The sequence below is a fragment of the Corynebacterium faecale genome (assembly GCF_030408735.1).
Classification (GTDB): domain Bacteria; phylum Actinomycetota; class Actinomycetes; order Mycobacteriales; family Mycobacteriaceae; genus Corynebacterium; species Corynebacterium faecale.
Genome location: NZ_CP047204.1, coordinates 2,135,941 through 2,157,743 on the forward strand (window position 1 = coordinate 2,135,941; position 21,803 = coordinate 2,157,743).

The 21,803-nt window shown below is 60.2% G+C and carries 19 protein-coding genes and 2 tRNA genes; 11 read left to right on the forward strand and 10 right to left on the reverse strand.

The window, feature by feature from the left end; all coding sequences use genetic code 11:
• Window positions 1-230 precede the first annotated feature (230 nt).
• A complete protein-coding gene (locus tag CFAEC_RS09700; protein ID WP_290276388.1) occupies window positions 231-1,040 on the reverse strand; it encodes a serine hydrolase domain-containing protein in 810 nt (269 codons plus the stop codon).
• A gap of 244 nt (window positions 1,041-1,284) precedes the next feature.
• Here CFAEC_RS09700 and CFAEC_RS09705 point away from each other — a divergent pair, with 244 nt between their 5' ends.
• On the forward strand, window positions 1,285-2,613 hold the full coding sequence (locus CFAEC_RS09705; protein WP_290276390.1) for a glycosyltransferase family 4 protein: 1,329 nt from the start codon (window positions 1,285-1,287) through the stop codon (window positions 2,611-2,613).
• A 53-nt stretch (window positions 2,614-2,666) separates the two neighbouring features.
• On the opposite strand, the gene CFAEC_RS09710 is transcribed toward CFAEC_RS09705, so the two are convergent.
• Both CFAEC_RS09710 and CFAEC_RS09715 read right to left on the reverse strand, forming a co-directional pair.
• On the reverse strand, window positions 2,667-3,995 hold the full coding sequence (locus tag CFAEC_RS09710) for a glycosyltransferase family 4 protein (protein WP_290276392.1): 1,329 nt from the start codon (window positions 3,993-3,995) through the stop codon (window positions 2,667-2,669).
• Window positions 3,996-4,218: 223 nt separating this feature from the next.
• Window positions 4,219-4,292 (reverse strand) — tRNA-Ile (locus CFAEC_RS09715).
• Between the two features lie 126 nt (window positions 4,293-4,418).
• Here CFAEC_RS09715 and CFAEC_RS09720 point away from each other — a divergent pair.
• The 5 genes from CFAEC_RS09720 to CFAEC_RS09740 all read left to right on the forward strand — a co-directional run bounded on the left by CFAEC_RS09720 (window position 4,419) and on the right by CFAEC_RS09740 (window position 9,067).
• A complete protein-coding gene (locus CFAEC_RS09720; protein WP_290276394.1) occupies window positions 4,419-6,011 on the forward strand; it encodes an alkaline phosphatase D family protein in 1,593 nt (530 codons plus the stop codon).
• Window positions 6,012-6,104: 93 nt separating this feature from the next.
• Window positions 6,105-6,177 (forward strand) — tRNA-Asn (locus tag CFAEC_RS09725).
• 226 nt (window positions 6,178-6,403) lie between these two features.
• Window positions 6,404-6,835: an OsmC family protein gene (locus CFAEC_RS09730; protein ID WP_290276395.1), complete on the forward strand. Its 432-nt coding sequence runs from the start codon at window positions 6,404-6,406 to the stop codon at window positions 6,833-6,835.
• A 98-nt stretch (window positions 6,836-6,933) separates the two neighbouring features.
• A complete protein-coding gene (locus CFAEC_RS09735) occupies window positions 6,934-8,766 on the forward strand; it encodes a glycoside hydrolase family 15 protein (protein WP_290276396.1) in 1,833 nt (610 codons plus the stop codon).
• A 58-nt stretch (window positions 8,767-8,824) separates the two neighbouring features.
• The gene (locus tag CFAEC_RS09740) at window positions 8,825-9,067 is read left to right on the forward strand and encodes a hypothetical protein (protein WP_290276398.1); all 243 of its coding nucleotides are present in this window, start codon (window positions 8,825-8,827) and stop codon (window positions 9,065-9,067) included.
• A 12-nt stretch (window positions 9,068-9,079) separates the two neighbouring features.
• Here CFAEC_RS09740 and dnaG read toward each other — a convergent pair whose 3' ends face one another.
• The gene (gene dnaG / locus CFAEC_RS09745; protein WP_290276400.1) at window positions 9,080-10,978 is read right to left on the reverse strand and encodes a DNA primase; all 1,899 of its coding nucleotides are present in this window, start codon (window positions 10,976-10,978) and stop codon (window positions 9,080-9,082) included.
• 65 nt (window positions 10,979-11,043) lie between these two features.
• Between dnaG and CFAEC_RS09750 the strand changes: the two genes are divergently transcribed.
• Both CFAEC_RS09750 and CFAEC_RS09755 read left to right on the forward strand, forming a co-directional pair.
• Window positions 11,044-11,577: a guanyl-specific ribonuclease gene (locus CFAEC_RS09750; protein WP_290276403.1), complete on the forward strand. Its 534-nt coding sequence runs from the start codon at window positions 11,044-11,046 to the stop codon at window positions 11,575-11,577.
• 3 nt (window positions 11,578-11,580) lie between these two features.
• Window positions 11,581-11,841 (forward strand): hypothetical protein, encoded by a 261-nt coding sequence (locus tag CFAEC_RS09755; protein ID WP_290276405.1) that lies wholly within the window; start codon window positions 11,581-11,583, stop codon window positions 11,839-11,841.
• Window positions 11,842-11,863: 22 nt separating this feature from the next.
• On the opposite strand, the gene glmS is transcribed toward CFAEC_RS09755, so the two are convergent.
• The 3 genes from glmS to CFAEC_RS09770 form a co-directional block, all read right to left on the reverse strand.
• Window positions 11,864-13,735, reverse strand: coding sequence for a glutamine--fructose-6-phosphate transaminase (isomerizing) (gene glmS, locus CFAEC_RS09760; RefSeq protein ID WP_290276407.1), 1,872 nt, complete (start codon window positions 13,733-13,735; stop codon window positions 11,864-11,866).
• Window positions 13,736-13,928: 193 nt separating this feature from the next.
• Window positions 13,929-15,209, reverse strand: coding sequence for a deoxyguanosinetriphosphate triphosphohydrolase (locus CFAEC_RS09765; RefSeq protein ID WP_290276409.1), 1,281 nt, complete (start codon window positions 15,207-15,209; stop codon window positions 13,929-13,931).
• Window positions 15,210-15,812 carry a YdcF family protein gene (locus CFAEC_RS09770; RefSeq protein ID WP_353960129.1) on the reverse strand — a complete coding sequence of 201 codons (603 nt, stop codon included), beginning with the start codon at window positions 15,810-15,812 and terminating at the stop codon, window positions 15,210-15,212. It abuts the gene before it with no gap.
• 141 nt (window positions 15,813-15,953) lie between these two features.
• On the opposite strand from CFAEC_RS09770, the gene CFAEC_RS09775 reads away from it, so the two are divergent.
• Window positions 15,954-18,023, forward strand: a complete 2,070-nt coding sequence (locus CFAEC_RS09775; protein WP_290276413.1) for a TPM domain-containing protein — start codon at window positions 15,954-15,956, stop codon at window positions 18,021-18,023.
• 12 nt (window positions 18,024-18,035) lie between these two features.
• On the opposite strand, the gene CFAEC_RS09780 is transcribed toward CFAEC_RS09775, so the two are convergent.
• From CFAEC_RS09780 to CFAEC_RS09790, 3 genes are all read right to left on the reverse strand, one after another.
• Window positions 18,036-18,524, reverse strand: a complete 489-nt coding sequence (locus CFAEC_RS09780) for a hypothetical protein (protein ID WP_290276414.1) — start codon at window positions 18,522-18,524, stop codon at window positions 18,036-18,038.
• Between the two features lie 39 nt (window positions 18,525-18,563).
• Window positions 18,564-19,136 (reverse strand): hypothetical protein, encoded by a 573-nt coding sequence (locus CFAEC_RS09785; protein WP_290276416.1) that lies wholly within the window; start codon window positions 19,134-19,136, stop codon window positions 18,564-18,566.
• 76 nt (window positions 19,137-19,212) lie between these two features.
• The gene (locus CFAEC_RS09790) at window positions 19,213-20,598 is read right to left on the reverse strand and encodes a glycine--tRNA ligase (protein ID WP_290276418.1); all 1,386 of its coding nucleotides are present in this window, start codon (window positions 20,596-20,598) and stop codon (window positions 19,213-19,215) included.
• A gap of 323 nt (window positions 20,599-20,921) precedes the next feature.
• On the opposite strand from CFAEC_RS09790, the gene CFAEC_RS09795 reads away from it, so the two are divergent.
• Together CFAEC_RS09795 and CFAEC_RS09800 are read left to right on the forward strand one after the other, a co-directional pair.
• The gene (locus CFAEC_RS09795) at window positions 20,922-21,320 is read left to right on the forward strand and encodes an ArsR/SmtB family transcription factor (RefSeq protein WP_290276421.1); all 399 of its coding nucleotides are present in this window, start codon (window positions 20,922-20,924) and stop codon (window positions 21,318-21,320) included.
• A gap of 50 nt (window positions 21,321-21,370) precedes the next feature.
• A complete protein-coding gene (locus tag CFAEC_RS09800; RefSeq protein ID WP_290276424.1) occupies window positions 21,371-21,799 on the forward strand; it encodes a Fur family transcriptional regulator in 429 nt (142 codons plus the stop codon).
• Window positions 21,800-21,803 lie beyond the last annotated feature (4 nt).

Consider the following 21,803-nt stretch of genomic DNA (forward strand, 5'->3'; position numbering starts at 1 on the left):
TGTGCGCGTCATTCATCTTCAACGACTTGCTACAGGCGATTCTGGTTAACTCCCGCCCCACCGGCAACCCTGAACCAACACTTTAGCCCCCGATTATTAAACCTAAAGCTTAACTTTAGACTCCCCGTTATCCGACCAAACCGAGACCAGCTCAGAACGCTTTTTGGGCTCCGAGCGGCCCTCCCGGCCAGCCAGATCCCATCCCCATGGCAGCTGGATACAAGTAATCCCTACGCTTGAATTTCCGCCCAGAGCGCATCGTTGAAGTCTGACCACAACGGCTTGGCCCAGTCCTCGAAGAAACGATCCGTCAACACCACACAGGCACGCCCGGAACCCGGAACCACCCAGAGGAAAGTACCGGAATAACCGAAATGGCCGATGGTGGTCTCGGGCATCCCGGGGCCGGTCCAGTGTGGATCCTTCGTGCCTTTGATTTCAAAACCCAGGCCCCACGGGCATGGTTTCTGCATTCCGTATCCCGGGACGGTTCCGATTAGATCCGGATACTGCACCGTGAATGCTTCATCCAGTGTCTGTTGTGACAGCAGGGTCGGCTCAACCAATTCCTGCGCAAACCGGGTCAGGTCCGCAACGGTGGAACGCATCGCGTGCCCCGCCGAACCATGCAGCTCAGTGGAATCCATGCCGAGCGGATCCAACACCGCTTCCTTCAGATACTCCGCGAAGGGCATCCCGGCTTCTTCCGCCACCGCATCAGCAAGCACATCGAAACCTGCCGAGGAGTAGATGCGTCGGTCCTCCACCGGACGCTGCACCACGGGGCTACCAAATGCCAGACCCGAGGAATGCCCCAACAGGTGTCGAACCGTCGCCCCCTCCGGGCCCAGGGGTGTGTCCAGTTCGAATACCCCCTCCTCCACTGCGAGAAGGAATGCGTAGGCGGTCACCAGTTTGGTCACGCTCATGATCTCGAAGACCTCATCAACATCGCCGTGGGTGGTCACAGCGCCGTCCACGATGACGCTGCCAGCGACGTTATCCACCGGCCATGAATCCAATGCCTGCAAGCTCTTCATGGCCTAGACCCTAGCAACACCTTCAACCTGGACGTCGGTGCGACATGTCGCCTGCGGTGCGGAAAATGTAATCTGTGTAGATGTGACCCCCTTCGAGTTCCCCCACCTGTTGAAAACCGCGACCACACTTATCACCGGGTCTGGCGGATTTCTCCTCCGGAACCCCGGGAGTTTTGTGGAGAAGGTGGCCCAGCGTTTCCGGGAGTCACCCTTGGGGGCACCGCTTGCAGCAATGATAAAGCGGATGCCGGCAGTGTCGGATCATGAGAGGCTCGGCCAGTTGGAGCTGGCCCCACAAACAGCACGGATCCGTAATCTCCGTTCCCTTCTATCCCATAGGCCCGATCACACTCCGACGTTCCCGGGTGAGCACACCGGACCTGTGATCCACCTCCTCACCAATTCCCTGCCCCACACCAATTCGGGGTACTCCCTTCGCTCACACGGGGTGTTGACCGCCTTGCGCAGCGTAGGAGTTTCGGCCCTGGCGGTGACACGGCTGGGTTATCCGGTTACCGTGGGCCGACTATCGCGCACTCAGCAGGAACTGGTGGAGGGAATTGCCTACCACCGACTTCTGCCCTGGGTGATGCCGAATTCCTCCCTCTCCGTGGTTCGACACACCGCCGCAGACTTGATTCGAATCGCGCGCAGCACCGATGCGTGGGCCATCCACACCACCACCCCCTTCGAGAATGCTCTGGCCGCGGAGCATGCTGCACGGGAACTGGGCATCCCCTGGATCTACGAGGTCCGGGGTGAACCCGAACTGACATGGTTGAGCCGTTTCGACCCTGCCACTCCCCTCGATGTGGAACAGGCCGCCCATAGTTCCCTGTTCCAGGGTCGACGCTTGCAGGAAACGGCACTGGCCATGCGCGCAGATGCAGTCGTGGCTCTCAGCAGTGTCTCTGCAGAACAACTGGCCGAGCGTGGGGTGGACCCGGAGAAGATCACCGTGATCCCCAACGCCGTGGACTCTGACCTCATCGGGAAATCCACAGACAGGGACGCGCTCCGCGAGGAACTCGGATTGCCCACTGGCCCGCTGGTGGGATCTGTTTCCGCGATGGTTGGTTATGAGGGATTCGATACCCTGATCGAGTCCCTCGCGCAGTTGTCTGATCTGACGGCGATCCTGGTGGGTGATGGAACGGAACTCCCCGCATTGAAACAGCTTGCCGCGGACTGCGGGGTGATCAATCGCGTCATATTCCCGGGACGTGTCCCGGCGGTCGATGCCTGGAAATGGTACGCCGCACTGGATGTCTTTGTGGTTCCGCGCAAGGACACCCCGGTGTGTAGGACAGTCACCCCGATCAAACCATTGGCTGCACTGGCGCTAGGTATCCCAGTGGTGACCTCAGATCTTCCTGCCCTGCGGGAAGTGACCGGAAACCTGGGGGTCTATGCAGAGGCTGATGATCCCGAGGCGTTGGCCCTTGCGGTGAACAAGGCTCTCCGGGCCGCCCCGGTCGATGCAACAGACTTCCTGGAGCAGCGCACCTGGGACGCCATCGGCCAGCGCTACGCCGAGATGTATGCAGAGCTCAAGACCCGCATCAGTCATTAATCAGCAACTAAGCGGCGAGGGTCTCTGCTGAGGTTCACCGGCCGCCGGGAATACTAGTTCCCACCGGTCCGTTTCTTGCGGAAAGGGTGCCTGCCCACCTGCACGGCTGTATCAACAAGCTTCAGGAGGCGCTGCGGAGCAATCGTCTCCCGCTCGCGGCTGACCCAGTCAGATCCCCGTCCACTGATGGCCAGGCAGTCACGGTTCTTAGCCAGTTGTATCCACAGATCAGCCAACCCTTCCGGGTCGGCGGGGTCCACCACATCGCCTGCGCCCTGCTGCCTCACCAGTTCCGCCGCCTCACCTGAGACGACTGCACTGATATGTATCCGGGAGACCATCAGTTCATAGGTCTTTGAGGGCACAGCGCGGGTCAGTGGCTCCCAATGGGTGAGGTGAACCAAAGCGGTGTCTGCCCAGTCGTAGTCGGCATTGAGTTCATCGGCGGGTTTCCTGCTGAGGATCTCAATGGCACCATCGACCTCACGTGCATGCTTCACCAGTGCCTGCCTGGTGGCGCCCGCCCCCACCATGCGCAGATGAACCGTCAGACCCTTTTCCTCCGCGATGCGGACGGCCTCAATCGCATTCTGGAGATGCTGCGCCCGCCCGAGGGTACCGGCGTAGAGCACCCGCAGTTCATTATCCGGTCGGGAACTTTTGTCAGTGGCCAGATAATCCGTCTCCGCGGGAAACACATTGCGCACGGTGGTGATGTCCACCGGGGGTTTATTGCGCCACAGCTCGGTGGACTCCCGGAGGTGATGCTCAAGATTCTCTGCGGTGACGACAATCCCGGAGGACATCCGCAGGATGTTGTTCACAATCCTTCTGATCATTCCGACACCGAGGTTAAGCGGTCCCTTGAGCACGAGGTTCTCCAACCGACTGGTCTCACTGACCCCCTCATTCCAGGAGGTGATCTGGTCCAAGAGGTCCGGCCACGCGTCTCGGAGGTCGATGATGTAGGGCCTGCGCTGGAAGAGGGCCACCAGGTAGGTGATAACCGATGTGGGGAGAGCCGGAACCGTTCCTATGATCAGGTCAGGTTTCTGGCCATTTCTGCCACGCGAGCGCTTCAGCGCGGTGATCAACGAGGTCGCTGCCACAAAAACCTGGCTGAATCCCCTGCTGATCAGTGAGTTGTTACTGGGCAGATACGGAGTCCTGATGATCGACTCCCCAGATTGCCCGGTTTCCGCCTCGGCGTTGAGAAGTTTGAAGGAGCGCAACCCTTCCCGGGTTGATCCCGCCCGTTGACCATGGGGCGGTGGCGTGATCACGGTGACCTGATGTCCTGCATCAATAAGCACCTTGGATAGCCATGTCCAACGGCGTTGGTGAACGCCGTTTTCGGGATACCAGTGATGCGAAATGATCAAGATGTTCAATGGTCGACGGCCGCCTCTGATATTCGCCCCTCATCGAGGGAGGTTTTCTCTAACTCCCTGCACGAAGAAGGATTCTTTAAAAACCGTATCATGCAGCGCACATGCATTCCCCACAGAGTCTAAGAATTCAACCATAGGGTTACTATCGTCTCTTCGGACACCATCCCCAGACATGAATGAATCGCCGCGCACCAGACGCGACGATCATTAAACGTGGGGCCAGCGGGGCTCGAACCCGCGACCAACGGATTATGAGTCCGTGGCTCTAACCGACTGAGCTATAGCCCCTCACCGTTGCCTTTTGGACAACGCGCTTATTATACCCATCCCCCGTCGCCCCAACATGCCGACCCCCGCTTCATGGCGCATTATCATGTGAAACACATCTCCCCATTGCATTGAAAAGGTTGCTCCATGCACGGAAGAACCCTCACTCGCCGTCGCTTCCTGCAGGCCACCGCGATCACAGCCACCACAGCCACCACAGTGGTTCACACCAGCGATGCCAGCGCCGGACAACAGGGACAACAGGGACAACAGGGACCGTGGTTTCATCATGGTGTGGCATCCGGGGATCCCACCCCCACCTCGGTCATCCTCTGGACACGGGTGACCCCGATCCCCGGGGCCACCCCCGGAAGTGGGATCGGGGGCGATGTGGAGATCGGGTGGGAGGTTGCGAGGGATGCGTCGATAAGCACCGTTGTCGCCTCCGGCAGTGTGATCACCGGGCCGGGCCGTGATCACACCGTGCACGTGGACCCGGGCGGGCTTGAGCCCGCCACCCGCTATTTCTACCGCTTCACCGCACCAGACGGCACGCGTTCGCCGGTGGGCACCACCGCAACGTTGACGCTTGATGACGCCCCCCTCGCCTCCCTGAATTTCGCCGTCGCCTCATGCTCGAACTGGGAATCAGGGTTCTTCGCCGCCTTCGGTGACATCGCCCGGCGCGCAGACGCGGGACAGCTGGACCTGGTGGTGTTCCTCGGGGATTACATCTATGAATACGGACAGGGGCAGTTCGTGGGCAAAAACGGTGTCATCCGCTCCACGCAGCCAGCGGAGGAGATCATCACGCTGTCCCAGTACCGCCAGCGCTACGGGCACCACCGGTCCGACCCGGATCTACAGGCCGCGCACGCCGCGCTGCCGTGGGTGGTCATGTGGGATGATCACGAGACCGCCAATGACTCCTGGCGGGACGGTGCACAGAACCATCAGCCACACGAAGGCCCCTGGAGTGAGCGCAGGCAGGCAGGACTGCAGGCCTACCTGGACTGGATGCCCATCCGTGTCATCACAGATTCCGTTCTCTACCGCTCATTCACCTTCGGCGACCTCGGCCAGTTGTCCATGCTGGATCTGCGCAGTTTCCGGGATGCCCCACCAACACATCACGAGTGGCTGAACGGAATGCGCGGCACCACCATGATGGGCACTGATCAATTCACCTGGTTGAAAACCCAGGTGGAAACCTCCTCGGCGCGGTGGAACATTATCGGCAGTTCCGTCATGTTCGCCCCCATGCAGGTCACCGGCGGGCCACTGATCCAACTGCCTGACCCGCTGCCCGCCAACCTGGATCAGTGGGATGGATATTCCCGTGAACGTGACCGGTTGCTCTCCGTCCTGGCTGGCACTGGTCGGCCGACACTGTTTCTCTCCGGTGATATCCATTCCGAATGGGGCAGCACCCTGCGTCACGATGGTCGCCACATCGCCGCTGAACTGGTGTGCAGTTCCATCTCCTCCCCCAACGTGGATGACTTCCTCAACCTCCCAGAGAACAGCCCCGTCAGCCTCAACCTGGAAAACTTCATCCGACACAACGCCTCCCACGTCCGACACGTGGATCTGGATGCCCATGGTTATGCGATCGCCTCCCTCACTCCCGATGCCGTGCGAATGGAATGGATACGCGTCGCCGACATCACCCGCCCTGATTCACCGGTTTCCACAGCAATCGCTTTGGACTGGGTTTATGGCACCGGATTTACCTCCTGACCATACGATTTGCGTGTTTTGAAGCCATCGGGCTATAGTTAATTCTCGTTGCAAGGGAGTGGCACAGAGCCGCTACCGAAACAACAGACTTATTCCTCCATAGCTCAGTTGGCAGAGCATTCGACTGTTAATCGAAGGGTCACTGGTTCGAGCCCAGTTGGAGGAGCAAGATTGAAACCCACCGAGTTTTCTCGGTGGGTTTTTTCGTCGTCCGGCTGGGGTTGGGCGCTGGGCGCTGGGGTTGGGGCTTAAAGGGGGTTGGGGTTGACCCGGTTTCTCCGGACGCACAGACTGGCCGAGAGTAAAAGTGGGAGATCTGTTGCTTCTGCCGTTGGAAAACCCCAGGACAGCTTTATAGAACTCCAAGTTTTACCCTCACGTACCGTGGGCCCATGAGCACAGACTCCTCCACCACTTTTTCGCTGACCGCCACCCGCACCGGATCATGGACTTACACCGTGGACAATGGCCGTGGCGCCACTGTTGATATCGGTCTGGAGGGCGCCGACGGGGCCTTCTCCCCGGTCGAATTACTCCAGGCGGCACTCGCCGGATGCGCGGCGCTGTCCGCCGAGGCACAACTGGTGAACAAACTGGGTGAGAATGCAGAAGTAAGTTCTGTCGTGGACTTCACCCATGATGCGGACACGAACCGCATCACCAGTCTCACCAATCTGATTTCCGCGGACATGTCCTCACTGGATATTGAACGCAGGGAGAAACTCATCGCAGCTGCAGAGAGGTCCATCGGCATTCTGTGCACGGTGAAAACATCCCTCAACCATGGCGTCGAGGCCAGCACCACTGTCACAGCAGCACCATAGGCAGCCCCCTCAACTTGGCCCTAACCCTCGGCCCTGACCCATGCGGTGCCGCGCCCCCATGATTGTCACTTCCCACGTCACGCTCTACCCTGGCAGGCATGGAAAAAACCACGAGCACAGCACAGTCCGTACCGCTGGATACCCCACTGGAGGACTACACGCTGTTGTCAGACACCCACACCGGTGCCCTGCTGTCACGCAATGGCAGCATCGACTGGCTGTGTCTACCCAGGTTTGATTCGCAGGCGGTGTTCACCCGGCTCCTCGGAGACCATGATCATGGCCACTGGAGCCTGCGGGTCGCGGACGGTGAAGTGATCAGCCATGCCTACCTGGGTGATTCGTTTGTGGTGCAGACCGTATGGCGTTCCGAAACCGGCACGGCGCGCGTGGTGGATTTCATGCCTATCCACGGTCACGGTGATACTCTCACTGACCTGGTGCGCACCATCCACTGCATTGAAGGTGAGGTGGATGTGGAGGCCACACTGCGTCTGCGTTTTGATTATGGTGAGGCCACACCGTATTTCCGGACCGAGGAATTGGATGACATGAGTGTGGTCCAGGCGGTCGCCGGCCCCAACGCGGTTTATGTCCGTGGCCCGAAAATGCCACACCGCCCTGCCAGGGACTGCCACGCTGGAACCTTCCATATGAAAGAGGGCGACACCCTGGAATGGGTGCTCACGTGGTCACCGTCCTTCGATGAACATCCGCCGCTGCCGGATTATTCACGTTCCCTTGAGGCCACGTTGGCGTTCTGGTCCTCCTGGGTGGAAGACCTGCCCCAACAGAAGCTTTACGACGCCGAGGTTCGCCGCTCCATGCTCGTCCTACGGGCCCTCACGGATCTGAAAACAGGTGGCATCGTGGCCGCACCGACGACATCCCTCCCCGAGGATTTCGGTGGTGTCCGCAACTGGGATTACCGGTTTGTGTGGTTGCGTGATTCCGCCCTGACCATTGAGTCCCTGGTGGAGTACGGCTTTTCACGTGCCGCGCTGCAGTGGCGAACCTGGCTGTTGCGCGCCATCGCCGGTGATCCGGAAAACCTCCGCATCATGTACGGACTCGGCGGTGAGAGGCACCTCCCAGAGCGGGAACTACCCCACCTGCGTGGGTATGAAAACTCGGTGCCTGTGCGGGTGGGCAACGGGGCCGCCGAGCAGTACCAGGCCGATGTTGTCGGTGAAGTGATGGTGGCATTGGAGACACTGCGCCGCGCCGGCTGCAAGGAGGATGAGTTCTCCTGGGGCATGCAGAAGGCCATGCTGCAGTTCCAGGAGGAGAATTACGACCGCAAGGACCAGGGAATCTGGGAGATGCGCTCGGAACCCCAGTACTTCACCCACGGGCGTGCCTCCATGTGGGCGGCCTTCGACCGCGGCGTGAAGGCAGTAGAAGAATACGGTCTGGATGGCCCGGTCGAACACTGGCGGGAGCTCCGCGACCGCCTCTGCGCTGAGATCATGGAACACGGTTACAACGAGGAAATCCAGTCCTTCACCCAGTGTTATGACAACACCCAGGTGGATGCCTCACTCCTGCACCTGGTCCAGATCGGTTTCATCTCCGCCACCGACCCGAAGATGCTCAGCACTGTCGCCCGCATTGAGCAAGAGCTGCTGGATGACTATGGTTTCCTGCACCGCTACATCACGGACGGCTCCGATGGGCTGGCTGGCGATGAGTACCCCTTCATCATCTGTTCCTTCTGGCTGGTGGAGCAGTACGCTATTTCCGGGCGGTTGGATGATGCCAAGGAAATGATGGCCCGTATCCTCTCGGTGCAGAGTCCACTCGGTCTGCTGGCGGAGGAATACTCCACCTCACATCAGCGGATGGCCGGGAACTATCCACAGGCCTTCTCCCACATCGGCCTGATCAGTGCGGCACGCGCCATCAATTTTGAGGAAGCCCGGAACAGGTAGGCTGTACCGTGTTCCTTCCGATGCACCTCAAATATCTTCTAGGGAGAGTTATCCACCCATGATCCAGCTTGTGATCGGCGCTGCCGCTGGCTACGTCTTAGGCACCAAGGCCGGGCGTAAGCGATACCACCAGATCAAAAAGGGATACGAGACCGCCATCAATTCACCGGTGACCAAGTCAGCGGTGAATGCCACGCGTCGGGCGATTGCCAACAGGCTCGACCCGGAGCCACGGATGAAGGAAGTGCGCAACCTCCGCACACAGGATGGTCACACCGTCTTGGAGCCAGACCAGGACTAGCCTCGGTTCCGGCTATCCTCTGAACGCCCGGGCCAGCAGTTCCCGTCGGGCCTGTTCCAGGGCCACCAGATCAGAGAACAGGGAGTTGTAGGCCTGTTCATCATCGGAGGGTCGCATGCGTTGCAATTGGCTTTTCAGCACCGCGATCTGGTTGCCCACGCGGGTTTCCTGTAGACGGGACAGCACACCATCGGTGTAGGATTCCACGTCTTGCGCTTCAACCTCGATGGGTTCCATCGCCAATTCTGATACCAGTGATGTACCCAGGATGTCGGCCATGTTCTCTGACACGCTGGGCAGCCAGTCCACTCCCGGCGTGGCCTGCTCACAACCGCCCGCGGCGGCGATGGCATCACGGACCAGCCGGTAGGCGGGGTTGGTGAAACAGTCCACCGCCAGACCATCAAAGTAGGAACCCGCCAGTTCAGGATATTGGAGCGCGATCTTCAGGGATTCCCGCTCCTGCCACAGCGCGGGGTTGCGGGGATTGGGCATGGTCATGTTCGGTCGACGGCTCTGATCCTCCAGCTGCTGGGTATCAAAGCGGGTTGCCCGCATCTGTTTCTTCTGCTGCCGGGGGCGCCGGGATTCCTCATGGACCTGGCGCAGCACTTCAGCCGGGTCGGGCCAACCCACCCAGCCGGCGAGGAGACGGGCGTATTCGGACTGCAGGGTCTTGTCACGGATCTCCGCAACGATGGGCACCGCGCGACGCAAAGCTGACAGGCGGCCTTCCACCGTGTCATGGGAGTAGTCGGCGATGATGGACTGGATGACGAACTCGAACATGGGCACTCTGCTTGCGACCAGGTCACGCACCGCGGCGTCACCGCGTTCCAAACGCATATCGCAGGGGTCCATGCCCTCCGGGGCGACCGCCACATAGGACTGGCCGGTGAATTTCTGGTCTCCCTCAAAGGCACGCATGGCGGCCTTCTGTCCCGCCTCGTCGCCGTCAAAGGTATAGATGAGCTCACCGCGGAAATAGTTGTCATCGAGCATGAGTCGACGCAGCATCTGCAGGTGTTCCTCACCGAAGGCGGTGCCACAGGATGCCACGGCTGTTTCAATGCCCGCGGCATGCATGGCCATGACATCGGTGTATCCCTCCACCACCACGGCCTGGTGGCTCTGGGCGATGGCCCGTTTGGCTGTGTCCAGACCGAACAGCACCTTGGACTTCTTGTACAACAACGTTTCGGGCGTGTTCATGTACTTGCCCATCTTGTCGTCGTCGAAAAGCTTCCGGGCGCCGAACCCGATGACATCGCCGGAGAGGTTCTTAATCGGCCACAACAGACGACGCTGGAACTGGTCGATGGGACCACGCCGGCCCATCTTGGTCAGGCCGGCGGCCTCCAGTTCCTTGAACTCAAAACCCTTCTTCAGCAGATATTTGGTCAGGGTGTCCCAACCAGCCGGGGCGTATCCGCATTCGAACTGGTAGATGTGTTCCTTGCTGAACCCCCGTTGCAGCAGGAAGTCCCTGCCGGGCTGGGCTTCGGGGGTTTCCAGCTGTTCACGGTAGAACTGGTGGGCAGCCTTGTTGGCCGCGATGAGACGCTGCCTGGTGCCCGGTTCCTCACGCCGCCCCGGGCCACCACCCTGATAGTTGATCTGGAAGCCGATCTTCTCAGCGCAGACCTCCACCGCCTCGGGGAAGGTGATGTGCTCCATCTCCATGAGGAAGGAGTACACATCACCGCCTTTGCCGGTGGAAAAGCAGTGGTAATACCCACGGTTGGGTCGAACGTGGAACGACGGTGTCTTCTCATCCTTGAAGGGGCTGAGTCCCTTGAGTGAGTCTGCGCCAGCGGTTTTAAGCTGCACATAATCACCCACGATCTCCTCGATCGGGGTTCGTTCACGGATTGCCTGGATATCGCTTTCCGGTATGCGTCCCTTAGCCATGGTGAACACTCTAGCCCCTCATCCGGACATCGTTCCCATGCGAGGACTATGCCAAGATGGAACGCATGCTGAGAAGTGGAAACAAGACTGTAGCCGGATTCATCGGAGCCGGGCTGATCCTCGCCGCCGCCTGGATGGGCTTTGATATCAGCGGAGATGACTCCGCTGACACACCAACTCCCACCAGCATGCCCACCACGGCAAACACCTTCCTGCCCGGGCAGAACACCAGCACGCCCGCACCCGAACCCACCACCGCCAGCCCCGGGCAGAACACCATCAGCGGTCTGCCCACCTGCACCACGCTGGAACTGCCCAACCAGGCCGATCTGGTCATCGGGGACATCCTGGCCGGAGGCCCCTTCGATTACCCCGATAATGATGGGGTGCGCTTCGGAAACTATGAAGGCATCCTCCCCGATGAGTCCAACAACTACTACCGTGAGTACACGGTGGAAACCCCAGGGCTGAATCACCGTGGGCCGCTGCGTATCGTCACCGGCGGAACCCAGGCCACCGACCCGGAGGTCTGGTATTTCACCGAGGATCACTATGAGAGCTTCTGTGAGATCACCGATGCTGAGAGCGTGGAGAATTAGACCATGGACATCGTGATCAGAGGCACGTTCCATGACCGGCAGGATTTCTTCGGTCTGATTGGCAGGGCGGCCTGGGGTCTCGAACGCCCCTCCCCCACCAATTTCGACGGGCTGGCCGATCTGATCCGGGAAACCCACCTACAAAAAATCACCGTTCACGGGTCCTGGGCAGTGGAGAAGAAAACAACCTCAACGCTCCACCGGATCTGTGAGGATCTCGGTGTGTCGCTGAGGTTGCCCGGGGACTTAAATCACGCAGGGTGAGGTACCTCTGGGGATTTAAGCCTTATTCCACGGTGACCGACTTGGCCAGGTTGCGGGGCTGATCAACGTCATAGCCCTTCTCCGTGGCCACGGCGCAGGCGAAGATCTGCAGTGGCACGGTGGCCAGCAACGGCTGCATCAGGGTCGGGGCCTGCGGAATGCGGATGATGTAGTTGGCGTGCTCGTTGACAGCCTCATCGCCTTCCTCCGCGATGACAATGGTGACGGCACCACGTGCACGGACCTCCTGAATATTGGAGACCACCTTGGCGTGGAGTGAATCACGGCCACGTGGGGATGGGACGATCACGAAGACCGGCTGACCGTCTTCCACCAGGGCGATGGGGCCATGCTTGAGTTCACCGGCTGCGAATCCCTCTGCGTGCAGGTAGGCGATCTCCTTGAGCTTCAGTGCACCTTCCAGTGCCACCGGGTAACCGACGTGGCGTCCGAGGAAGAGAACGGATTTGGCATCGACCATGGCCTGTCCGAGCTGCTTGACCTGATCTTCGTTGTCGATCACCTCTTGGATCTTTGCGGGCATCTCACGCAGGGAATCCAGGATCACACTCACCTCATCGGCGAACTTGTTGCCACGAAGCTGCGCCAGGTAGAGACCGAGCAGGTAGGAGGCGGTGATCTGGGCCAGGAACGCCTTGGTGGAGGCCACGGAGATCTCCGGTCCGGCATAGGTGTAGAGGGAGGCATCCGCCTCGCGGGGCAGGGTGGAACCGACGGTATTGCAGATGGCGATGACCTTGGCGCCCTGTTCACGTGCATGACGTACAGCCATGAGGGTGTCCATGGTTTCACCCGACTGGGATAGTGCCACCACCAGGGTCTTCTCGTTCACAATGGGGTCCCGGTAGCGGAACTCATGGGCCAGTTCCACCTCGGTGGGGATACGGCACCAGTGTTCGATGGCATAACGTGCCACCTGACCTGCGTAGGCCGCGGTGCCGCAGGCAACCACGATGATCTTGTCCGCGGACCGCAGTACGGATTCATCGATACGCAGTTCATCCAGGACCAGCTTGCCTTCCTCGTCGAGGCGGCCCAAGAGGGTATCGCGCACGGCGGCGGGCTGGTCGTGGATCTCCTTGTCCATGAAGGAGTGGAATCCACCCTTCTCTGCAGCGGCGGCGTCCCACTCCACGGCGAAAGGCTTGCCTACCGCCGGGGTGCCGTCGAAGTTGGTGATCTCATAGGAATCGGCGGTGATGGTGACGATCTGGTCATTGCCCATCTCCACAGCGTTGCGGGTGTAGTCAATGAAACCGGAGACATCGGAGCCCAGGAAGTTCTCCCCCTCGCCCAGGCCGATCACCAGTGGTGAATTGCGGCGCGCGGCCACGATCCGGTCACCGTGCTCAGCGTGGATGGCCAGGAGGGTGAACGCACCTTCAAGGCGCTGACCGGTCAGCTGCATGGCCAGGGTGAGGTCACCGTTACCCTCAGTCTTGTAGATCTCTCCCAGCAGGGTGGCCGCCACCTCAGTATCAGTGGAGGAGACGAAGTTATAGCCCTTGGACACCAGCTCGGCACGGAGTTCGGAGAAGTTCTCGATGATGCCGTTGTGCACCACGGCCAGCTGTCCACCGGCCACCACGTGCGGGTGGGCGTTGACATCGGTGGGTCCACCGTGGGTGGCCCAGCGGGTGTGGCCGATTCCGAGGATCGACTGCGGCAGCGGAGCGCGGGCTATCTCGCCGTCCAGTGCAGCGACCTTGCCTGCCTTCTTCCGGAAGTTGATCTCCCCGTCCGAGTAGACAGCCACGCCTGCCGAGTCATATCCGCGGTATTCCAGCCGACGGAGTCCCTCGAGAACTACGTCCAGCGCATAGTAGTTGCGGGTGTCACCCGCTTGGCCAATGTATCCGACAATTCCACACATTCCCGAAACTGTACATCAGGTTTTATCTCTCGCACCACCTGAAAAGGGCAGAAATTTTCTTCATGTTTCTGACCACCGGAAACATGTGTCTATCTGCCCAAACGACACCTGTCGATTGAAAGGAATCTCGTGTTTCCCCACGCGAAACGTAGAGTTTCCTGCCAAGATTCTCAGCGGTGTGGCAAGCAGTACATCACCCCAGGAAACCCGAGATATCCGCTGCGTTCCGGGCCATGCGCTCCAGACGTGATTCCGTCATCGATGCAATCTGATCCACCACCACCCGGGCCCGTCCGGCATCTCCATCGGCTTCCAAAAACCACTGCCGGTACATCGGATCCAGGGACCCCGGCGCGCCGAGCATGAGGTAGTCATATACGCGGAAGACACGGTCGCGTTGTCGGTCTTGTCTGGCCAGGTGGCCTGGATCATCCATCACGTAGAGGACCGCCAGGGTTTTGAGTAGTTTCACTTCTCGGTCGGCCTCGGGTTGGATGACCAGATCACCGTGCATCCTTCCGACATCGATGCCGCCCTCCAGGGCTGCAGTCCGGGTGGCACCGATCGTGGAACCGACATATCGACCCACCAGTTCGGAGGTCATTGCCTTCAGCGCCGTGTAGGACGACAGTGTGGCCGTGAAATCCGTGGCGGCCGCCACCACGGGCAGTTCCCGCAGCTGTGCGGCACCCTCGATCAGTTCTCCGGGGTCTCCCCCGAAGGCGCGGGCGCCTTTCTCCGCCAGGGCTGCCAGTTCCACCAGATCCCACAACACGCTCAGGTCGATGCGTCCGGAGACAATGCCATCCTCCACATCATGGACGGAGTAGGCGATGTCATCAGAGAAATCCATCACCTGTGCTTCCAGGCTGGGTCGGACGTCCTCATGGCCTTCACGCATCCAGGCCAGGATCTCCGCGTCCTCGTCATAGGCTCCGTATTTACGGTTGATGGATCCGTCCTGATTGGTTTTGGTCCAGGGGTATTTGCAGGCGGCGTCCAGTGCGGCACGGGTGAGGTTGAGTCCGAAGCTTGTGCCCTCCTCCGACACCACCTTGGGTTCCAGGCGGGTGAGGATGCGCAGGGTCTGGGCATTACCCTCGAAGCCTCCGCAGTCAGCGGCGACCTCATTGAGCGCCACCTCACCATTGTGCCCGTAGGGAGGATGACCGATGTCATGGCACAGACCAGCCAGCTCAGAGAGATCAGGGTCCAGGCCCAGACCGCTGCCCATGCCGCGGGCGATCTGCGCCACCTCCAGGGAATGGGTCAGTCGGGTCCGTGGGGTATCTCCATCGCGGGGACCCACCACTTGAGTTTTGTCGGCTAGTCGTCGTAAAGCAGCGGAGTGGAGCACGCGCGCCCGGTCGCGCGAGAAGTCGCTGCGGAAGTCGGCCTCGCTCAGGCGCAGTTCACTGGCCTTGGGCGGCTCGCGGTGCAGCCGCAGCGCATCCGTCTCATCGTAGGGGTACATCTATTTCCTCAACCTCCGTAGCTCCTCATGCCGTGCACGCCGCGAGGGCCGCAACCACGCCTGGACCGTCCGCAACGCATCCTCCAGCGGATCGGCCGCACGCTGGCCGAACACCGCCGACACATCAAGCACCATTATCCCACCCCATTCGTGTGCCACCGTGGTGAAGAAGCTTTTCGACGGAAAGGTCGCCGGTGTGTGCGGTGTCGGGGAAGGGTACGCGTCAAAGCCCATGCGGCGCGCAATGCGCACCGCCCGGTAGGAGTGGTTGGGGTCGGTGACCACCAGCACCCGTCCCACCTCTGCCGGATCAAGGGGGTCGAAGGAGGTGCGGGTGTCATTGCCCGTGGGTTGGAGGAAGATCAGATCCGGATCCACCCCCTCCTTGAGCAGGTATTCACGGGCAACCTCGGCCTCCGTGAAACGGTCGCCGGGCAGTTTACCGCCCACGGCATAGACCCGCTGGGACTCATTCTGGCGCCACAACGTTGCGGTATGACGCAGACGCGCAGCGAACTGCCGTGACGGGCGGCCATCATATTGAGCGGTACCCAGAACAAGGATGGACGTGATCTCATGCCGGTCATTGGGACGACGCCACAGTGCATAAGCCTGACTGCGGATGATCGGTTGCAGCACCAACACACACTTCACGGCAATCGATGCCAACAACACACGGGGAATTTTTCTCACCTTCACCAGTGTGCCAGGGGTGTTGGTGATTGTGTCGGTATTGTGGTGCGCATGAACAAGCGTGTGGAGAATGTCCGTCAGTACATGGCTCGGGTGATGACCACGTCCGCGGCCGCATTAGCCCTGGGCGCAGGTGGGGTGCTCCTCGTTGGTACCTTCCCGGTGTCCGCCAACGAGGTGGTGCTCGCCGAGGCACCACAGCTCTATTCGGAGCGGGTCACCGATTACACCGGCACGCTGTCCGGGTCGGATATCTCCGCCATCGAAGAGGCCATCAACACCGCGCGCACTGAGGAACAGCGGGAGATCTTCGTGGTGTTCCTCAACTCCTTTGACGGGGCGGACCCGGATGCCTGGACACAGCAGGCACTGACCACCAACGGTGGTGGCAACGTGCTCATCTACGCGGTAGCTCCTGATGAAGGCCTGTTTGGCATCCAGGCTGGCCAGCAGTGGACCGATGCTGAACTTGATAGTGCCTACAACGCCACCTATGCACAGCTTGTTGAAGGCGACTTCGTCCAGTCCGCCATTGATCTTGCGGAGTCTGTCACCGGCGGCGCAGGAGGCTCCGAGGTCTCCGGTGAGTCGCTCGCCTGGCTGGGCGCAGCCGGCGCTGGCGTGGTGGCCGCCGGTGGTGGCCTGTGGGCCTACAACCGCAACCGTCGGAAGAAGGAAAACACAGCAACGCTTGCCGACGCCCGCAACATCGACCCCCGTGACACCAACCGCCTGATGCAGCTGCCGATGGAGACCCTGGAATCCCTGGCTGAGGAGGAACTGGCATCCACTGATGAATCCATCCGCCGCGGCAAGGAGGAACTGGAGATCGCCCAGGCGGAGTTCGGTCCTGAGCGCACCCGCAGTTTCACCCGCGCGATGAACCATTCCCAGTCCACCCTGCAGAAGGCGTTCGGGCTTCAGCAGCGGCTCAACGATTCCATTCCGGAATCAGAGGCCGAAAAGCGCGCCATGCTGGTGGAGATCATCTCCTCCTGCGGCCAGGCGGATGACGCCCTGGACGCGGAGGCGGAGAACTTCGCAGAGATGCGCAATCTCCTGGTCAATGCCGAATCCAAACTGGATGAGATCACCCAGAAGACCATCGATGTGCGCACCCGCCTACCCAAGGTGTCCGCCACCCTGGAAGACCTGCGTACCCGTTACAGCTCAGGCGTTCTGGAGAGCATCGATGACAACGTGGAACTGGCCACCGCAGCGCTTGATGAATCAGAGAAGGTCCTCTCCACCGCACGCGAACTGCAGGCAAAACCCGCCGGCCAGCAGGGTGGCCTGGTCGAAGCCATCCGGGAGGCTGAGCACGCCGTGGCCACCGCCGACCGCATGCTCGAAGGTGTGGAACACGCCGATGAGAACATCGCGGTGGCGCGAGGCAATGTCTCCGACCTGATCACCGAGATCGAGGAGGAGATCGCCGAAGCCGCGCAGCTGAAGAGGCAGGCCAGCCAGGACGGAACCCGGGCAGACTGGGATGCCCTCGACGATGCGGTCCGCCGCGCGGCCGAGGCGCTCACCACCGCGCGTGCCGACGCAGAGACAGACCCCCTGGGCACCTACACCGAGCTCACCGACATCGACTCCGACCTGGATGTCCAACTCGATGCAGTTCGAGCCACCGCCGCAGACCAGCAGCGTCAACTCCGTGTCTTCGATCAGCAGCTGGAGGCTGCCACCAAGCAGATCCAAAGTGCTGAGGATCTGGTGTCCACCCGTGGGCGCATCGTGAAGTCCGATGCCCGGACCCACCTGGCCAACGCCAGGAAACTGCACGCCATGGCGCAGCAGAGCCGGGTCTCCGACACCCGCGCAGCTACCGAATATGCGCGCCAGGCATCTGTGGCGGCCCAGCGTGCCACCAAGTCCGCTCGTTCTGATATCAACGATTACAACAACCGCATGAACCGTCAGAACCGCTCCGGTGGCACCGGTGGTGCGATCGTTGCCGGCATGGTGATCAACTCCATCCTCAACAGCGGTGGTCGCGGTGGAGGATTTGGAGGCGGTGGATTCGGAGGAGGTGGCTTTGGCGGAGGCGGCGGGTTCGGTGGCGGAGGCGGCTTTGGCGGTGGAGGCGGCGGGTTCCGCGGAGGCCGCTTCTAAGAAACCCCGGGGTCAGATCCTCGGTCGTCTCACAGCCGAATCCACCAACACACAACCCCAGCTGAGGAACACCGCATCAACGAAGGGGAGTTTCTCCTCCCCTGCGGTGCCCACCTGGAATTCCACGCGCCCGCTCGTCATGGGACGCATGCGGGCCACCTCCACGCCTCCATTGGTGATCATGCGTTCCTTGCGCCACGGAGAGACCCTCCGCAGTTCATAGACGCGGTCGCCGCATCGGGCGACCAGTTCGCTCACGGAGAAGGATTCCTGGGTAATCGTGTACACCGAGCCATCGGAGGTGGTTGCCCGGCACCGGAATCTCATCGCGCCGGGGGTGGATTCGATGAGGAGGCGTTCATGTGCAACGTAGAGAACATCGGATCTGACATCGGCGATGATCTCACCGGATTCGTCGAAAAGCTCATTGCCGAGCCATGCCCAGGTTTCCCGGGTGTGCGCTCCGAAGATGCCCGCTTTGGGGCGTTTCGTTTTGTCCATGTGAAATACCTGGGGCTTCAATTACCTCGGCGAAGGGGATCAGGTGAACATCAAGAAGATGATGATCGGGGTGAGCACAATCAAAAAGATGGTCAGGCCCCAGCTGGAACCGAGCATCCGGGATTCCAGGGTCTTGCGGGTGATCCAGGAGAGGAACACTTCCTGCTCGCGGGGCAGCTGCACTCCCTCCTCGAACTCCAGGATTGCGCGGCGCAGTCCGTTGTTCACACCGGTGAACTGACCTACTTTGTCAGAATTGGCATCATCGATGATCCAGTTGGCCTTGTTCTCATTGATGGCCACCATGTGCACGCCATCCATGTCGATATCAACGTTCTTGGCTTTGGAAAAGCCCTTCTCGCCAGGGTTCGCAGTGAACACCCTGCCATCGGGCAGAGTTGCAGAGGCTGTGCCATCGATATCGAAGGATAACTGCCACTCCTGATCCCCCACCACAGCTGTGGAGGTGAAAGCCTTGGAGGTGGAATCACCGAAGGTTCCCAGCTGTGCCTGTTCATCCCCGCGGAGGAGGTCGGTGGAAATCTGGCCCTCAATCTTGGTGCGTTTGCCCCAGGAGGTGTACTCGGTCACGGCGAGATCCTTCGTGGTCATGAAAACAGAATAGCACCGGCTGTACCCAGCCGGTGCTTCCCCTCTTCCACTGCTTACACAGCGCTACTTCTGATGCCTAGCAGCCGAGCAGCTGCTGTGCGAGGTAACCCTGGAGCTCATCCAGTGGAACACGGACCTGCTCCATGGTGTCACGCTCACGGACGGTGACAGCGTTGTCTTCCAGGGTGTCAAAGTCCACGGTGATACAGAACGGCGTTCCGATCTCATCCTGGCGACGGTAACGACGTCCGATGGCACCGGAGGTGTCGTAGTCAACGTTCCAGAACTGGCGCAGCTCAGCTGCCAGCTTCTCGGCCGGGCCGGACAGCTCAGGTTTCTTGGACAGTGGCAGGACGGCGACCTTGACCGGAGCCAGACGACGGTCCAGCTTCAGCACGACGCGCTTGTCCACTCCACCCTTGGAGTTTGGAGCCTCATCCTCGTGGTAGGCATCCATGAGGAAGACCATCATCGCGCGACCGAGACCCGCGGCAGGCTCGATGACGAACGGGATCCAGCGCTCTCCGGTCTCCTGATCGAAGTAGGACAGATCCTCACCGGAGCCTTCGGAGTGGACACGCAGATCGTAGTCGGTGCGGTTGGCGATACCCTCGAGCTCGCCCCACTTGGTGTTGGCGAAATTGAAGGCGTATTCGATGTCAACGGTGCGCTTGGAGTAGTGGGACAGCTTCTCCTGCGGGTGTTCGTAAAGGCGCAGGTTCTCCGGGTTCACACCCAGATCGATGTACCACTGGTGGCGAGCATCGATCCAGTACTGGTGCCACTCTTCATCCTCGCCCGGCTTGACAAAGAATTCCATCTCCATCTGCTCGAACTCTCGGGTACGGAAAATGAAGTTACCCGGGGTGATCTCATTACGGAAGGACTTGCCGATGTTGGCGATGCCGAACGGTGGCTTGATGCGGGAGGAGTTCATCACGTTCTTGAAGTTGACGAAGATGCCCTGTGCCGTCTCCGGACGCAGGTAGTGCAGACCCTCCTCATCATCAACAGGGCCCAGGTAGGTCTTGAGCAGACCGGAGAAGGCCTTCGGCTCAGTCCAGTTGCCCGGCTGGCCGGTGACCGGATCATTGATGTCAGCGAGACCATTGACCGGTGGGTGGCCGTGCTTCTCCTCGTACTCCTCGAGCAGGTGATCAGCGCGGTAACGCTTGTGGGTGTGGAGGGACTCCACCAGGGGGTCGGTGAAGACCTCAACGTGGCCGGAGGTGACCCAGACCTGACGAGGCAGGATGACAGAGGTGTCCACGCCAACCACGTCCGGGCGGGATGTGACCATGGTGCGCCACCACTGGCGCTTGATGTTCTCCTTCAGTTCCACACCGAGGGGGCCGTAATCCCATGCGGAGCGGGTGCCGCCGTAGATCTCACCACAGGGGTACACCAGTCCACGTCGTTTACACAGATTAACAACGGTGTCGATGATCGATTGCTGAGCCACGTCGGATGCTCTCCTCCAGGTCGATTGCTGATTCAAGTGTCCCCATCTAAAAGGACAGACCTTGACAATCCTAGCCCAACAGGTGGAATAACCACCGCTCGGCCCCGACAACGCAGATTCTTCTACCCGTATCCGTAAATACATCACAAGGGGTTAAGCAGACATATGGACAGCGGCGAAATTAATGCCCCACGGTTACCCCCAGATGCTGCCTAGGGTATTTACAAAATGCCAATTACGCCAGGGTAACCGGCTATAGTAACAGATAAGTTGCCAATTCCGGGGGCTCTACCCCAGGGTTTCCGGCCCGGAAGGAGACCTCCATGGTAAAAGACTCAACCCGCAGTTTCATTGCGCCGTTGGAAGATGAAGTGGATCAATCCATTTCTTCCTATCCCGCTACCAGAACCACAACGGATTCCACCGATCTGGGCTCCCCGGAAAATGTTGCAGCCATCAGCTCGCTGATCCGTGCCGTGGATTCACCCCTGCGTATCCGCATGTTGATTGCCCTGAATGAGCGTCCACACTATGTGTCTGAACTTGTCGCTCTCGTGGGTAGTTCCCAGCCACTGGTGAGTCAGCATCTGAAGGTGCTCAAAGGTGTGAATCTGGTTAACGCTGATCGCATGGGTCGCCAGATGTCCTACTCGCTTGCCCAGCCCATGGCCATTGACCTGCTCAAGCTGGCGTTGGAAGCTGCAAACAAGACTTCCGAGTAGTATCAGCGGTAATCACAGCGGTTTTTCCTAGAGTGGTGAGGAGGACGGCGATGAGCCTGAATCGACACGGTGAGAAGTCCACACCAAAACTCGGTGTGCGCAGCACCAGGCAACGCAAGGCTGTGGTGGAGATCCTGGAAGAGATAGATAATTTCGCCTCTGCCAAGGCCATTCATGCTGAGCTTAATTCCCGCGAACATTCGGTTGGGTTGACCACGGTCTACCGCACACTTCAGTCATTGGCGGAGATCGGCGCGGTGGATGTTCTCAACGTCACCGGTGGTGAGACCCTGTACCGCCAATGCCACGATGAGGGACACCACCATCACCTGGTGTGCACCCAGTGCGGCAGGACCGAGGAAATCGATGGTGGCCCGGTGGAATCCTGGGCTAAGAACGTGGCAGACTCCCATGGTTTCAGCGTGACCAGCCACGAAGCGGAGATCTTCGGACTGTGCCCCGCGTGCCGGAATAACTGACCCG

Bases quoted from the DNA above. Each gene is read 5' to 3' on its own strand.
- CFAEC_RS09700 (WP_290276388.1), bottom strand. From the start codon at position 1,040: ATGAAGAGCTTGCAGGCATTGGATTCATGGCCGGTGGATAACGTCGCT.
- CFAEC_RS09705 (WP_290276390.1), top strand. From the start codon at position 1,285: ATGCCGGCAGTGTCGGATCATGAGAGGCTCGGCCAGTTGGAGCTGGCC.
- CFAEC_RS09720 (WP_290276394.1), top strand. From the start codon at position 4,419: ATGCACGGAAGAACCCTCACTCGCCGTCGCTTCCTGCAGGCCACCGCG.
- CFAEC_RS09730 (WP_290276395.1), top strand. From the start codon at position 6,404: ATGAGCACAGACTCCTCCACCACTTTTTCGCTGACCGCCACCCGCACC.
- CFAEC_RS09735 (WP_290276396.1), top strand. From the start codon at position 6,934: ATGGAAAAAACCACGAGCACAGCACAGTCCGTACCGCTGGATACCCCA.
- CFAEC_RS09740 (WP_290276398.1), top strand. From the start codon at position 8,825: ATGATCCAGCTTGTGATCGGCGCTGCCGCTGGCTACGTCTTAGGCACC.
- dnaG (WP_290276400.1), bottom strand. From the start codon at position 10,978: ATGGCTAAGGGACGCATACCGGAAAGCGATATCCAGGCAATCCGTGAA.
- CFAEC_RS09750 (WP_290276403.1), top strand. From the start codon at position 11,044: ATGCTGAGAAGTGGAAACAAGACTGTAGCCGGATTCATCGGAGCCGGG.
- CFAEC_RS09755 (WP_290276405.1), top strand. From the start codon at position 11,581: ATGGACATCGTGATCAGAGGCACGTTCCATGACCGGCAGGATTTCTTC.
- glmS (WP_290276407.1), bottom strand. From the start codon at position 13,735: ATGTGTGGAATTGTCGGATACATTGGCCAAGCGGGTGACACCCGCAAC.
- CFAEC_RS09765 (WP_290276409.1), bottom strand. From the start codon at position 15,209: ATGTACCCCTACGATGAGACGGATGCGCTGCGGCTGCACCGCGAGCCG.
- CFAEC_RS09775 (WP_290276413.1), top strand. From the start codon at position 15,954: ATGAACAAGCGTGTGGAGAATGTCCGTCAGTACATGGCTCGGGTGATG.
- CFAEC_RS09780 (WP_290276414.1), bottom strand. From the start codon at position 18,524: ATGGACAAAACGAAACGCCCCAAAGCGGGCATCTTCGGAGCGCACACC.
- CFAEC_RS09785 (WP_290276416.1), bottom strand. From the start codon at position 19,136: ATGACCACGAAGGATCTCGCCGTGACCGAGTACACCTCCTGGGGCAAA.
- CFAEC_RS09795 (WP_290276421.1), top strand. From the start codon at position 20,922: ATGGTAAAAGACTCAACCCGCAGTTTCATTGCGCCGTTGGAAGATGAA.
- CFAEC_RS09800 (WP_290276424.1), top strand. From the start codon at position 21,371: ATGAGCCTGAATCGACACGGTGAGAAGTCCACACCAAAACTCGGTGTG.